Here is a 12,751-nt window from a genome sequence, read left to right on the forward strand (position 1 = left end):
CCCACGTCCTCCCCACTCTCCTGACAACCAGGGGGAACAAAACGGACGGTTCTGTTCGTTCCTGGGAGTGGAACTGAGCATCTGTTCGAGACCGTGACCTGGGGTTTCGCCCTCGGTCCGGTCGTGGTCCGGTTCCTGGCCCAGCGCCCGTCCAGGGTGTTCCCGGGAGGCGCGGACCCGCACGCGCGATGCTGCTCACCCGGCCCCCTACGTATGGAGGACCACGTGACGACACCCGCCACACTCCCCCGGCCGCGCGCTGTCCGGAGCTCCCCTGATCCGTCCGGCTCTGCTGCCGGCTCTCCCCGTGTCCCTGACGGTCTGCTGGTCGTGGTGGGCGGTGTGCCGGGTGCGGGCAAGAGCACTCTGCTGGCCCAGGTGGCCAGGGAGGTGCCGCGCGCCGTGGTGCTGGACCCCGACCGGCACCGGCGCCGCCTGGCCCGGCGGCTGCCGTCGTGGGTGCCGTACGGCGCCTACCGGTGGGCGGCGCACACCCTGCACTTCCTGGCGACGGTGCTGCACCTGGTGCGCGGGCCGCGCGCGAGCAGGCCCCTGCTCGTCCACGACACCGCCACCCGCGAGCGCCGGCGGGAGCTGCTGGGTCTGGCGGCGCGCTGGTTCGGCTGGGACCCGGTGCTGGTCGCGGTGGACGTCTCGCTGGCGGACGCGCTGGACGGGCAGTTCGACCGGGGCCGTGTGGTCCAGCCGGACCAGTTCGTGCGGCACTGGGAGCGGTGGACGGCTCAGCGGTCGGTCCTCGCGGCGGTGGGCGGCGGTCCGCGGGGACCGTGGTCCGGCGTCTACCTGGTGGAGCGGTGCGAAGCGCTCGGCACGGTGAGTGACCTGGTGCGGCGTCGGTCGCTGGTGGTGGCCCCGGGCCGTGCGGTCCCGGCGGTGCCGGAGGCTGCGCGCGCGGTCAGCCCCTGCGCGGCCTAGCGGCCGGGCTGGTGCATGCCCCTCAGGAGCGCCTCGCGGAGGCTGTCGGGGAGGTCGGGCGGCACGTCGGGCTCGACGGCCAGGGCGTGCAGGGCGCGGCTGTAGTAGTTGCGTGCGGCGGCGGCCAGCACGACGTCGACGATCTGCCGGTCGTCCAGGCCCAGCTCGCGCAGCCGCTGGGTGTCGCGCTCGGTGATGGCGCTGGAGTCGCCGCCGACTCGTTCGGCGAGCTCCATGGCCGCGACCTCCAGGTCGCTCAGGCCGGCGGTGTGGTAGTCCAGCGCGATGCGTTCGAGCTGGGCGTCGTCGAACAGGCTGCGGGACCTGCGGCCGTGGGCCAGGCGGCACGCCTGCGAGCCGATGGCGCCGGCCGCGGCGAGGGTGACGAGCTCGTACAGGCGCAGGCCGATGCTCTGCGCGACGGAGCCGGTCAGGTCCTCGAACGCCTGGTGCGCCTGGGGGTTGGTGGCCATGACGCGGGTGTGGCTCGGCACGTAGCCGAGGGCTTCGAGGTCCCCGGCGTACTGCTCCGCCCAGGCGCCGGTCGCCTGGGCGGGCTCGGGCGTGCGGATGATGCTCATGTCCGTCAGAGTCCCACCGCCGGGGCGGGGCCGACAGCGGGTGGGCGGGTGAGATCCCCGCTCACCCGCCGTCCGGGCTCCGCTCCGGTCGATCCTCAGCGCCAGCCGAGCGCGGGCGCCACGTGCCGGACGATGTTCTCGATGACGTGGGCGTTGTAGTCCACGCCGAGCTGGTTGGGCACCGTCAGCAGCAGCGTGTCGGCCGCCGCGATCGCCTCGTCCTCGCGCAGGTCCTCGATCAGGGCGTCGGGCTCGCCCGCGTAGGTCTTGCCGAATCGGGCGGTCCCGGTCTCGAGGCGGCCCACCTGGTCCTGGCTGTGGACCTCCATGCCGAAGTACTGGCGGTCGCGCTGGTCGGTGATCGGGAAGATGCTGCGGCTGACGGAGACCCGTGGCGTGTGCTCGTGGCCGGCGGCGGCCCAGGCGTCGCGGAACCGCTGGATCTGCTCGGCCTGCAGCCGGTGGAAGGGGATGCCGGTGTCCTCGGTGAGCAGCGTGGAGGACATGAGGTTCATGCCCTGGGTCGCGGTCCACTCGGCGGTCGCGCGGGAGCCGGCGCCCCACCAGATGCGCCGGCGCAGGCCCTCGGAGTGGGGTTCGACGCGCAGCAGCCCGGGCGGGTTGGGGAACATGGGCCGGGGGCTGGGTTCGGCGAACCCTTCGCCGTCGAGCACCTGCAGGAACCGGGCGGTGTGCTCGCGAGCGAGGTCGGCGGCGCCGGCGTCGTCCGGGGCGGGTTCGTAGCCGAAGTACCGGTAGCCCTCCACGACCTGCTCGGGTGAGCCACGGCTGATGCCGAGCTGGAGGCGGCCGCCCGAGATCAGGTCGGCCGCGCCGGCGTCCTCGGCCATGTAGAGGGGATTCTCGTAGCGCATGTCGATCACGCCGGTGCCGATCTCGATGCGGCTGGTGCGGGCGCCGATCGCCGCCAGCAGCGGGAACGGGGAGGCGAGCTGGCGGGCGAAGTGGTGCACGCGGAAGTAGGCGCCGTCGGCGCCCAGCTCCTCGGCCGCCACCGCCAGGTCGATCGACTGCAGCAGCGCGTCGGACGCCGAACGCGTCCCCGACTGCGGGTGCGGCGTCCAGTGACCGAAGGACAGGAACCCGATGCTCTTCACGCCCACCTCAACCCTCCCTCGTCGGCCCGCCGTCCCGGTCCGGGACGACCGTTCCCGAACCGTTACCGGTCGGCGGGCATCGATCCGGCCCTCCCGGACGTCTATCAGGGTGTGAGAAACAGTGTGCACCCGAACTACGCCTCGTCCGACCGGACCGACGGTCCCGTCCTCGCCTCCGCCCCGCGCGACTCCGTGCGCTGGTGGATCCCGCTGGTGGCCTCCACCGGCGCCCTGCTCGCCATGGTCTTCGGCGCGGCCGCGCTGGTCAGCAGCGCCGTCAACGCCACCCTCGGCGGCCTGCTGGGCTGACCCGCCCACCTACCGGGTCGCCGAGCCCGCCCCGGACGCCTCCGCGCCAGCGCGCACCGCGTCCGCGACGGCCTCGGCGACCCGGTGGTCGAACACGCCCGGCACGATGTAGGCGCTGTTCAGCTCCTGCGGACCCACGACGTCCGCGATCGCCAGGGCCGCCACCCGCAGCAGCTCGGTGGTGATGTCCCGGGCACCGGTGTCCAGCAGCCCCCGGAACAGGCCGGGGAAGGCCAGCACGTTGTTGATCTGGTTGGGATAGTCGCTGCGCCCGGTGGCCACCACCGCGGCGGTCTGCGCCGCCTCCAGCGGGTCCACCTCCGGGGTCGGGTTGGCCAGCGCGAACACGATCGCGTCCTGCGCCATCTGCGCCACGTCCGCACCCGACAGGATGCCGCCCGCAGAGACCCCGACGAACACGTCGGCACCCTTCAGGCCCTCCTGCAGCGTGCCGGAGAACCCGTCCACGTTCGTGTTCTCCACGATCCAGCGCCGGTGCGGGTCGTCGGTGACCACACCCGGGTGCAGCGCTCCGTCCCGCCCGAACGCCACCACGTGCCGGGCGCCCTGCGCCTTGAGCAGCCGGATGATCGCGTTGCCCGCCGCACCCACCCCGGACACCACGATCCGCACCTCGGCCAGGTCCTTGCCCACCACCTTCAGGGCGTTCACCAGAGCCGCCAGCACCACGATCGCCGTACCGTGCTGGTCGTCGTGGAACACCGGGATGTCCAGCTCCGCACGCAGCCGCGCCTCGATCTCGAAACATCGCGGCGCCGCGATGTCCTCCAGGTTCACGCCCCCGTACACGGGCGCGATCGCCTTGACGATCGAGACGATCTCGTCCGTGTCCGTCGTGTCCAGGCACACCGGCCAGGCGTCCACCCCGCCGAACTCCTTGAACAACGCCGCCTTGCCCTCCATCACGGGCAGCGCCGCCGCCGGCCCGATGTCCCCCAGGCCCAGCACCGCCGTACCGTCCGTGACCACGGCGACCGTGTTGCGCTTGATCGTCAGCCGGCGCGCGTCCTCCGGCTTCTCCGCGATCGCCAGGCACACCCGCGCCACCCCCGGCGTGTACGCGCGCGACAGGTCCCGGCGCGTCTTGAGCGGCACCTTGGTCGTCACCTCGATCTTGCCGCCCAGGTGCATCAGGAACGTCGAGTCGCTCCACTTGAGCACGTGGGCGCCCTCGACGGCGTCGACCGCCGCCACCACCCGCTCACCGTGCTCCGCGTCGATCGTGTCGCACGTGACGTCCACGACCAGCCCGTGCGACGTCGAGTGCGCGATGTCCACGCCCATCACCGCGGCCCCGGCGTCGGCCACCGCCGCTACCACCGTGCTCGTGGCGCGCTGCGAGGCGGCCACCTCCACGCGCAGGGTGATCGTGTAGCTCGGGCTCGGCAGCGACATCGTCGTTCTCCTCGGTCCCCGGCCCTCGTCGGCCGGCACAGGCGCACGGGCGTGCGCGCACCTGGAGATTCCTACCCCCAGGGCGTGACGTGCGCCACACGGGCCCGCCATACGGACGTCACCACCCCGCCGCCACCCGCAAGATGGTGGCGTGCACATCGAGACCGACTCCCCCGCCCGCGACGACGTCCGCCAGCTGCTGGACGAGCACCTCACCGACATGTACGCCACCTCCCCCGCAGAGAGCGTGCACGCCCTGGACCACTCCGCGCTGCTCGCCCCCACCCTCACCTTCTGGACCGCCCGCGACGACGACGGCACCCTGCTCGGCTGCGGCGCCCTCAACGAGCTCGACGCCCGCCCCGGCACCCCCGCCACCCACGGCGAGATCAAGTCGATGCGCACCGCCACCACCGCCCGCGGCCGCGGCGTCGCCTCCGCCGTGCTGGCCACGATCCTCGCCGAGGCACACCGCCGCACCTACCGGCGCGTCAGCCTCGAGACCGGCACCCAGGACTACTTCGCCCCCGCCCGCCGCCTGTACGCCCGGCACGGTTTCACCGAGTGCGGCCCGTTCGGCGACTACACCCTCGACCCGCACAGCACCTACATGACGCTCGAGCTGCCCGCCGCGCTCACCGCAGACGCTCCCGCAACCGCCTGACCCGCGCCTCGTCCAGACCCACGTACCGCAGGTACGCCACCACGTCCAGCTCCGCCAGCCAGTCCAGCAGCGCCGCACGGCGCTCGCGGACCCGCCCGTCCATCTGCCGGGCCGTCCACGTCTCCCCCGGGTGCTGCACCCACGCACCCCGCTCGACGTCGTAGGCGACACCGCCCCCGCGATGGCTCGTCCCGCGGAAGGCCTGCTCGTAGTCCGTGGCGATCGCCTCGTGCTCGACACCCGTCAGCGACAGCAGCATCGCCGTGATCATGCCCGTCCGGTCACGGCCCGCCGAGCAGTGCACCAGGACCGGCCCTGGTGCGTCCGCGAGCGCCCGGAAGGCCGCACCGACCAGGTGCGGGTACATGGCCGTGGTGGGTGCGTAGGAGCGCGGGTGGTCCAGCCAGGGGCCGCAGGCGGCCTGGAAGTGGGGGTCGCCCGGATCCTCGGTAGGGGTGTTGCGGGTGATGATCCCGGTGGGACGGGCGGCACCGGGCAGGAGGTCGCGAGCCAGCTTGACCTCGGCGGGGTTGCGCAGGTCGACCACCGTCGTGAGTCCCGCCTCGACGGCCTCCGCCCAGCCGGTGGAGGTGATCGGGTCGGGTGCCCCGGAGCGCCAGACCTGCCCGGCCGTGGTGGTCGTGCCGTCCTCCAGGGGGAGGCCGCCGAGGTCGCGGAGGTTGACGGCACCGTCCCAGGTCATCAGGTTCGCCGGGTTGCTCATGACCCGCATCGTGGTGGGGGCCCACCGGCAGGTCAACGGGGAGAACTGCCCGTGGACACCGGTTCCTGGTCAGCGGCCCGGGCCCACGGACGACCGCCGTTGCGTATATGCAACAAAAAGGGTCAACGCAGGCCAAGAGGGTGCTTCTCTGGGAACCTGGGGAGCGTTCAGCCCCAGTTCCGAGGAGTCATCGATGGCCGTCCCTACCCTGACCGCGACCCACCACCGCGCGGTCGCCGTGCTGCTCAGCGCGCCACGGCTCGCGCCCTACCTGCGGGCCGCCGGTGGCAACGTCCGCGCCGCACTGGCGCTCTACCAGTGGAACGTCGAGATGTCCTCGGCGGTCTACAAGATGCTGCACCTGGTCGAGGTCTTCCTCCGCAACGCCATCGACGCCGAGCTGCGGGTCTGGAACGCGACGCAGATCGACCCGCGCACCGGCCGCGCCCACCACGCCGACTGGCTGATGGATCCGTCACGGCTGGTCGAGCGGGTCGTCCGTCGAGAGGAGATCGACAAGGCGCTCCGCCGCGCGACGCTCGCCGTGAAGGACTCCAGCACCGGTCCGCGTCCGGTGACGCACGACGACGTCCTGGCGCAGCTGATGTTCGGCACGTGGCGGTTCATGCTGCCGAGCAAGGACCCAGGGCGCAGGTTTCTCTGGCGCTCCGCGATCTCGCGGGCGTTCCCTCACCTCGACCGACCCGTCTCGGACCTGGTGCGCGACATCGACGGCCTCTATCGCCTGCGCAACCGCATCGCTCACCTGGAACCGCTCCTGCCGGGTGGCGCCGTGGTCAAGCGCCATCTCAGGGCGACGCGACGAGTGCTGGCGGCTGTCGATCCGGCGGCCGCGCAATGGCTGGTGTCCCACCAGACGGTCTCGACCGTGATCACGGAGATGCCCGTACCTGTCCCAGAAATGCCTGAGGGCCCCCACAGTGAGAACTGAAAGGGCCCCGGCCGATCTATAACCGGGAGACCTGCCCCGGCTTTCACAAGAAGCCTAGACCACCTGCGGCACCGTCGCCACCGCGAGAGTCCGCCCCGGGCGCACCCGCGGTGGACGTGCCCGGCTCACCGTCGCGGCGGCACCCGCACCCGGCCGAGGTCGGCCGCGACGGTGAGCTCGCCGTCGAACACGGTGCGGGCCTCGCGCTCGAACTCGCCCGGGTCGGTATACCGCTGTGAGAAGTGGGTCAGCACGAGGCTGCGCACGCCGGTCTGCGCGGCCACGGTCGCGGCCTCCAGGGCGGTCAGGTGCCCGTGGTCGTGTGCCAGGTTCCGGTCGCGGTCCAGGTACGTGGACTCGATGACGAGCAGGTCCACGCCGTCGGCCAGGCGCCACACGGAGTCACAGATCCGGGTGTCCATCACGAAGGCGAACGACTGCCCGGGTCGCGGGTCGCTGACGTCCTCCGTCCGGACCGTGCCGTGCGGGGTGTCCAGCGTGCCTGCACGGACGAGCCGGCCGACGTCGGGCCCGGTGATGCCGGCGGCGGCCAGGCGGGCCGGGTCCATGCGGCGGCCGTCGGGCTCGTCGAGCCGGTACCCGTAGGCCTCCAGCGAGTGGTCCAGGCGGGCGGCGCTGAGCACCGCCGGGCCGTGCAGCTCCCCCGGTACTCGGTGCACCTCGCCGTCGCGCGTCAGCCCCTGGAGCGCCAGGCGTTCCTGGTGGTAGTAGGCGGTGGCGTCGCACAGGTTCTCGACCCAGCGCCGGCCCGAGGCCGGGAAGGTGACCGGGATGGTCTGCGGTACGGCGTCGAGGCTGATCCGCTGCACCACGCCGGCCAGGCCGAGGCTGTGGTCGCCGTGCAGGTGCGTGATCGCGATGCGGGTCAGTGCCGTGGCGGAGATGCCGGCGTGCAGCATCTGGCGCTGGGTGCCCTCGCCGGGATCGAACAGGATGACCTCGTCGTCCCAGAACAACACATAGCCGTTGTGGTTGCGGGTCCTGGTGGGTACCTGGCTGGCGGTACCGAGGGTGACCAGCTCACGGCTGGCGAGGCGGTGGCTGTCGGGGCGGCGGAACACGCTCGCATTGTGTACCGGCCGCGCGACGACCGGCACGGGAAAACGCCCCCGCGGGCTGAGGCGCAAAGTTTCGCAAGATCACCCGCAGCCGGGCAGCACGTTCAACGGGTCGCACCCGTACTTCGCCTGCGCGAGCACCAGCACCGCCCAGCAGAAGCCGAGCAGCATCGCACCACCGACGAGGATGTTCAGGACGGGGTAGCTCCCGCCCTGCAGCACCGGGGTCAGCGCCAGGCCTGCGCCGGCCAGGAGGCAACCCAGTGTCACAATGGTGATCGGGCTGGTCAGAGCGTCGGATGCCGAGGGTTCGAGCCACCCGAACCGCTCTCCCACCAGGACCAGGGCGGCGTACGGAAGAGCGAAGACCAGCGCGGCTATCGCGCGCCAGTCCATGACCGAGAGCTTCGACAACACCATGACCTCCCCTTTTGACCTACCCCAGACAGTGGCCAAACACCCATGACTAGTGTTAATAATCGGGGGGCGGTCCGCTATCTTTGGTAGTGATTTTCACAGAATCCGACATATTCGTACGATCTCCACTTTCAGGACTCTCGCACTGATGGCACCCTGTGGCGCGTCGTAGCGCTGCCGGCGGCACGGCTGTCGAGAAAGGACGCGCATGGCGAGGGATGAACGCGTAGGCAAGCCGGCGTACGCAGCGGTGTCCACACGCATCACCGGCATCGAGGTCGCGACGGCGCGCCTGCGGGAGATCGCCGTCGTGCGCGTCGACGAGCGCGGAACCGTCGTCGACGAGTGGTCGGCGGTGCTCCACCCGGACGGAGCATGGATAGCGCTCGCCGACGTCGCGGCCACGCTCCGCGAGCGGCTGTCGCAGATGGCGATCGTGACGCACAACGGTCGCCTGGGCATCGAGGTGCTGCGGGCGGAGCTGGCACGCCTCGGCTGGGACCTGCCGGCCTTCGCCCAGCTCACGATCATCGACGCGAGCTACCACTACCTGCCGGCCCTGAAGCACCGGCGGCTGTCGGACTGCTGCACCGCCGCCGGCGTGGCGCTGGAGGGCGGCGGCATACCGCCCAACTCGCACCCGGTCAACGAGGCCCGCGCCGTGGCGGGGCTGCTGGGCCGGTTCGTGCAGAGCGCGAGCGGGGTGCCCGACCTGCCCGAGCTGCTCCAGGTCACCCTGCGCGCCTGGGTCTACCCGTGGCCGGACGGGCCGAGCCGCGCCGCCGAGCCGCGCCGCCCGTGGCCCGGACGGCGGGGGCCCGGCATCCTGACCACGCTCGCTGGGCAGCCGCTCGCCGACGCCATCGCCGCCGTCGCCGACGTGCACACGCACGGATACCTGGCCCTGGTGGCCGAGACCCTGCACGACGGGCGCCTGACCCCGGCCACGGCCGCCCACCTGGCCGACGCCGAACCGCTGTACCGGCTCACCCCCGAGGCGGCGGCCGACATCCGGCGGAAGTTCTTCGACGCCCTGGTGCACCAGGCGATCGAGGCGGACCGGTACCACCTGGAGGCACGCCAGGAGCTGTGGCGCGTGGCCGACACCCTGGGCTGCTCGCGGGACTCCGTGATCGAGCCGATCGTCGAGGCGACGCCGGTCGAGTTCCCCAAGCTGGTCGACGAGTCGGGCACCAAGAAGCCCACCGACGGCCGCAACCGCGCCACCCCGGCCCAGATGCGGGCCTGGGCCATCGCCAACGGGTTCGACGTCGAGGGCTACATCCGGCTGCCGTGGTCGATCGTGCGCGCGTTCGAGGAGGCGCACGCCCAACCCGTGGACCGAACCCCGCAGCAGGCACCGACGCCAGCCCCGCAGCAAGCCCCGCAGGAGCCCGGCGCCGGTGCCCGGCACCGAGCGCCCGACGCGGACGAGGGCGTCCCCCAGCTCGACTTCGACCGCCTGGAGACCCCGCCGATCGGCAACCCGGTCGTCTGACCCGCCGGCGACGGCGGAGCACGCTCAGGCGTCCGGGAAGCCCTCCGGGTTCTTCGACTGCCACCGCCAGGTGTCGGCGCACATGTCGTCGATCGTCTTGGTGGCGCGCCAGCCCAGCTCGGTGTTGGCGCGCGTCGGGTCCGCCCAAAACGCGGGCAGGTCGCCGGCGCGGCGCGGGCCGATCTCGTAGGGCAGCTCCCGGCCGACGGCCCGCTCGAACGCCTTGAGCAGCGCCAGCACCGACGTGCCGGTGCCCGTGCCGAGGTTGAACGCGCGCGCGGGCTCGGCCATGTCGTCGAGGTGCTCCAGCGCTGCCACGTGCCCGGCCGCGAGGTCGGTGACGTGCAGGTAGTCCCGCTCGGCCGTGCCGTCGGCGGTCGGGTAGTCGCCGCCGAACACGGTCAGCTTGTCCCGGCGGCCCACCGCCACCTGCGCGATGAACGGCATCAGGTTGTTCGGCACGCCCTGCGGGTCCTCACCGATATCCCCGCTCTCGTGCGCCCCGACCGGGTTGAAGTACCGCAGCAGCGCCACCTTCCAGCCCTCGGAGATGTGCGCGACGTCCGACAGGACCCGCTCGATCATCACCTTCGTCTGCCCGTACGGGGAGGAGGACGACAGGTGCTCGTAGTCCTCCTGGTAGGGCACGGGCGCCTTCTCGCCGTACACCGTGGCCGACGAGGAGAACACCAGCTTCGTCACCCCGTGCTTCGCCATCGCGGCCGCCAGGGCGAACGTCGAGTCCAGGTTGTTGCGGTAGTACTCCAGCGGCTTGGTGACCGACTCCCCCACCGCCTTGTACCCGGCGAAGTGCACGACGGCGTCGATCTGCTCGTGCGCGAACAGCCGCTCGGTCTTGTCGACGTCGGTCAGGTCGAACGCGTGGAACGGGACGGCGCGCCCGGCGAGCGCTTCCAGGCGACCCTGCACGGTGGGCTTGGAGTTGGAGAAGTCGTCGACCACCACGACGTCGTGACCGGCGGCTATCAGGGCGAGGACGGTGTGCGAGCCGATGTAGCCGGCCCCACCGGAGACGAGAACGCGCATGCCTCCAAACTACCCGGTGGCATGCGCCCGCCCGACACCCCATGACGACGGCCGACGCCGCCGTCCGCTCCCCGTGCCCGGCACGGCGGACGAGGAGCGGTCCGCCTGGCGGTCGTTCGCCGTCGGCGCCACCACCAACCTGCTCAACCCGAAGGTCGGCGTGTTCTACCTCGCGACCATCCCGCAGTTCCTGCCCGACGACGTGCCCCACCTGCTCATGGGCCTCCTGCTGGCCGTGGAGCACGACATCATCGGGATGGCCTGGCTCGCCCTGCTCATCCATGCCGCGGGCCTGGCCCGGCGCTGGCTGTCCGGGCGGGCGATCGCCCGCGCCACCGACCGCGTCACCGGCACCGTGCTCCTCGCGCTGGGCGGCCGCATCGGGTGGAACGCGCTGACCGGCCAGGCCCGGGCCCTCTGAGGACGCGCGGCCGAGGACGCACGGCCCGCGCGACACGCAGGACCGACCTGCCGCCGCACCGCCACCGGCCACCCCCACTACGCTGCCCCCGTGGCGTACACCGAGCAGCGCACCGACTCCGCGGGCCGCACCGGCTACGTCGGCCGCTACCGCGTCGACGGGCGCCTGCGCAGCACCCGCCGCTTCACCGTGCGGCGCGAGGCGCTCGCGGAGGCCCGGCGTCAGGAGGAGGCGGGCAAGCACGCCGAGTGGATCGACCCGTCCGCCGGCCGCATCACCGTCGCCGAGTGGTTCGCGACCTGGCAGGAGGCTCGCGTGGACCGCGCGCCCCGCACGCTCGAGGCCGAGCACGAGCGGTTCCGGTCGCTGGTCGCGCCCACGTTCGGGGCCCGGCCGCTGCGGCAGGTCACCCACGAGGACGTGGCTCGCTGGGCGGCGACCATGACGTCCCCCACCACCGGCCGGACCGCCTCGCCCGCGCGGCGGCGGGACGCGGCCCGGCTCCTGGTCGCCCTCCTCGACGCCGCGGTGGACGCTCGCCGGCTGCGCACCAACCCCGCACGGACGCCGTCGGGCAAGGTGCCGGCCCTGCCGCGGGCGCCGAAGACCAAGCCGCACCGGTACCTGTCCCACGAGCAGCTGCGCCGTGTCGCGGACGCCGCGACGTCGGCCCAGACGCGCACCCTCGTGCTGCTCACGGCCCTGACGGGCCTGCGCTGGGGCGAGGTCAGCGCCCTGACGGTGGCCGACGTCGATCCGCTGCGCCGCCGCGTACGCGTGGACAAGGCCTACACGCGGCTGGACGACGGCACGCTGCTGCTCGGCGACACCAAGACCCACGCCCGGCGGGAGGTGCCGCTGCCCGCGTCGCTGGTCGAGGCGGTGGCCGCGCAGGCGGCGGGCCGGGGCGCCGGCGACCTGCTGTTCACCGGGACGCGCGGCGGTCCGCTGCGCCGGGAGAGCTTCGACCGGTCCGCCTTCCGCCCGGCCGTCGACGCGGCGGGCAGCGCCGTCCGCACCCTCCGGCAGGCCCTGGGCCTGCCCGCCGCAGGCCTGTACGACGACGGTGTGGTCGCCGCCGTCCGCCGTCTCCAGGCCGCGGGCGGGCAGCAGCCTACGGGTGTGACCGACCCTGCGACGTGGGCCCTGGTGGCGGCGGACGACCGGGCCCGGCAGACGATGACGCGCGGCGAGAAGGTGAGCCGCACCCGGCTGCTGACGGCGCTGTCGCGGACCACGCTCGCCCCGGGTGCCGAGGACTTCGACACGCTCACCCTGCACGACCTGCGGCACACCGCGGCGTCCCTGGCGATCTCCGGCGGCGCCACGGTCAAGGCCGTGCAGCGCATGCTGGGGCACGAGTCGCCGGTGCTGACGCTGTCCACGTACGCGGGCCTGTTCGAGGACGACCTCGACGCCCTGGGCGAGACCATGAGCGCGGCGTTCCAGGCGTCCGCCGTCCTCCCGGGGCCGGCCGACGACACACCGGGTACGGCGGCGGCGGTCACGCCGATCACGGCCGTGCGGAGCCGGGCAGGCTGACCGGGGCGCGCCCCTGGCCGGCGCCGTCAGAGCATCGCGAACTTCTG

Annotated in this window: 14 protein-coding genes; 7 read left to right on the forward strand and 7 right to left on the reverse strand. The window is 72.8% G+C overall.

Annotated features, from left to right (window positions below; translation table 11 throughout):
* The first annotated feature begins 225 nt into the window (after window positions 1-225).
* Window positions 226-936 carry an AAA family ATPase gene (locus tag ACIG47_RS07665; RefSeq protein ID WP_397430297.1) on the forward strand — a complete coding sequence of 237 codons (711 nt, stop codon included), beginning with the start codon at window positions 226-228 and terminating at the stop codon, window positions 934-936.
* Here the strand turns inward: ACIG47_RS07665 and ACIG47_RS07670 are convergent.
* Both ACIG47_RS07670 and ACIG47_RS07675 read right to left on the reverse strand, forming a co-directional pair.
* Entirely contained in the window at window positions 933-1,517 is a 585-nt protein-coding gene (locus ACIG47_RS07670) for a carboxymuconolactone decarboxylase family protein (protein WP_397430298.1), read from the reverse strand. The genes ACIG47_RS07665 and ACIG47_RS07670 overlap by 4 nt on opposite strands.
* 95 nt (window positions 1,518-1,612) lie before the next feature.
* The gene (locus ACIG47_RS07675) at window positions 1,613-2,635 is read right to left on the reverse strand and encodes an LLM class flavin-dependent oxidoreductase (RefSeq protein WP_397430358.1); all 1,023 of its coding nucleotides are present in this window, start codon (window positions 2,633-2,635) and stop codon (window positions 1,613-1,615) included.
* Window positions 2,636-2,746: 111 nt separating this feature from the next.
* On the opposite strand from ACIG47_RS07675, the gene ACIG47_RS07680 reads away from it, so the two are divergent.
* Window positions 2,747-2,944 (forward strand): hypothetical protein, encoded by a 198-nt coding sequence (locus ACIG47_RS07680; RefSeq protein WP_397430299.1) that lies wholly within the window; start codon window positions 2,747-2,749, stop codon window positions 2,942-2,944.
* Between the two features lie 9 nt (window positions 2,945-2,953).
* On the opposite strand, the gene ACIG47_RS07685 is transcribed toward ACIG47_RS07680, so the two are convergent.
* Entirely contained in the window at window positions 2,954-4,360 is a 1,407-nt protein-coding gene (locus ACIG47_RS07685; RefSeq protein WP_397430300.1) for an NAD-dependent malic enzyme, read from the reverse strand.
* Between the two features lie 151 nt (window positions 4,361-4,511).
* Here ACIG47_RS07685 and ACIG47_RS07690 point away from each other — a divergent pair, with 151 nt between their 5' ends.
* Window positions 4,512-5,024: a GNAT family N-acetyltransferase gene (locus ACIG47_RS07690; RefSeq protein ID WP_397430301.1), complete on the forward strand. Its 513-nt coding sequence runs from the start codon at window positions 4,512-4,514 to the stop codon at window positions 5,022-5,024.
* On the opposite strand, the gene ACIG47_RS07695 is transcribed toward ACIG47_RS07690, so the two are convergent.
* A complete protein-coding gene (locus ACIG47_RS07695) occupies window positions 4,996-5,748 on the reverse strand; it encodes a tyrosine-protein phosphatase (protein WP_397430302.1) in 753 nt (250 codons plus the stop codon). The genes ACIG47_RS07690 and ACIG47_RS07695 overlap by 29 nt on opposite strands.
* A gap of 193 nt (window positions 5,749-5,941) precedes the next feature.
* Between ACIG47_RS07695 and ACIG47_RS07700 the strand changes: the two genes are divergently transcribed.
* The gene (locus tag ACIG47_RS07700; RefSeq protein ID WP_397430303.1) at window positions 5,942-6,700 is read left to right on the forward strand and encodes a hypothetical protein; all 759 of its coding nucleotides are present in this window, start codon (window positions 5,942-5,944) and stop codon (window positions 6,698-6,700) included.
* A gap of 125 nt (window positions 6,701-6,825) precedes the next feature.
* Here ACIG47_RS07700 and ACIG47_RS07705 read toward each other — a convergent pair whose 3' ends face one another.
* Complete coding sequence (locus ACIG47_RS07705) at window positions 6,826-7,782, reverse strand: ribonuclease Z (protein ID WP_397430304.1); 957 nt, start codon at window positions 7,780-7,782, stop codon at window positions 6,826-6,828.
* 78 nt (window positions 7,783-7,860) lie between these two features.
* Window positions 7,861-8,199, reverse strand: coding sequence for a hypothetical protein (locus ACIG47_RS07710; protein WP_397417427.1), 339 nt, complete (start codon window positions 8,197-8,199; stop codon window positions 7,861-7,863).
* Between the two features lie 205 nt (window positions 8,200-8,404).
* Between ACIG47_RS07710 and ACIG47_RS07715 the strand changes: the two genes are divergently transcribed.
* Window positions 8,405-9,694, forward strand: a complete 1,290-nt coding sequence (locus ACIG47_RS07715) for a hypothetical protein (RefSeq protein WP_397430305.1) — start codon at window positions 8,405-8,407, stop codon at window positions 9,692-9,694.
* 24 nt (window positions 9,695-9,718) lie between these two features.
* Here ACIG47_RS07715 and galE read toward each other — a convergent pair whose 3' ends face one another.
* Window positions 9,719-10,741 (reverse strand): UDP-glucose 4-epimerase GalE, encoded by a 1,023-nt coding sequence (galE, locus tag ACIG47_RS07720; RefSeq protein ID WP_397430306.1) that lies wholly within the window; start codon window positions 10,739-10,741, stop codon window positions 9,719-9,721.
* Here galE and ACIG47_RS07725 point away from each other — a divergent pair.
* Together ACIG47_RS07725 and ACIG47_RS07730 are read left to right on the forward strand one after the other, a co-directional pair.
* Window positions 10,740-11,162, forward strand: coding sequence for a LysE family translocator (locus tag ACIG47_RS07725; protein WP_397430307.1), 423 nt, complete (start codon window positions 10,740-10,742; stop codon window positions 11,160-11,162). The genes galE and ACIG47_RS07725 overlap by 2 nt on opposite strands.
* Before the next feature lie 90 nt (window positions 11,163-11,252).
* The gene (locus tag ACIG47_RS07730) at window positions 11,253-12,704 is read left to right on the forward strand and encodes a tyrosine-type recombinase/integrase (RefSeq protein WP_397430308.1); all 1,452 of its coding nucleotides are present in this window, start codon (window positions 11,253-11,255) and stop codon (window positions 12,702-12,704) included.
* Window positions 12,705-12,751 lie beyond the last annotated feature (47 nt).

This window comes from Promicromonospora sp. NPDC052451 (genome assembly GCF_044547525.1).
Lineage (GTDB): Bacteria > Actinomycetota > Actinomycetes > Actinomycetales > Cellulomonadaceae > Promicromonospora.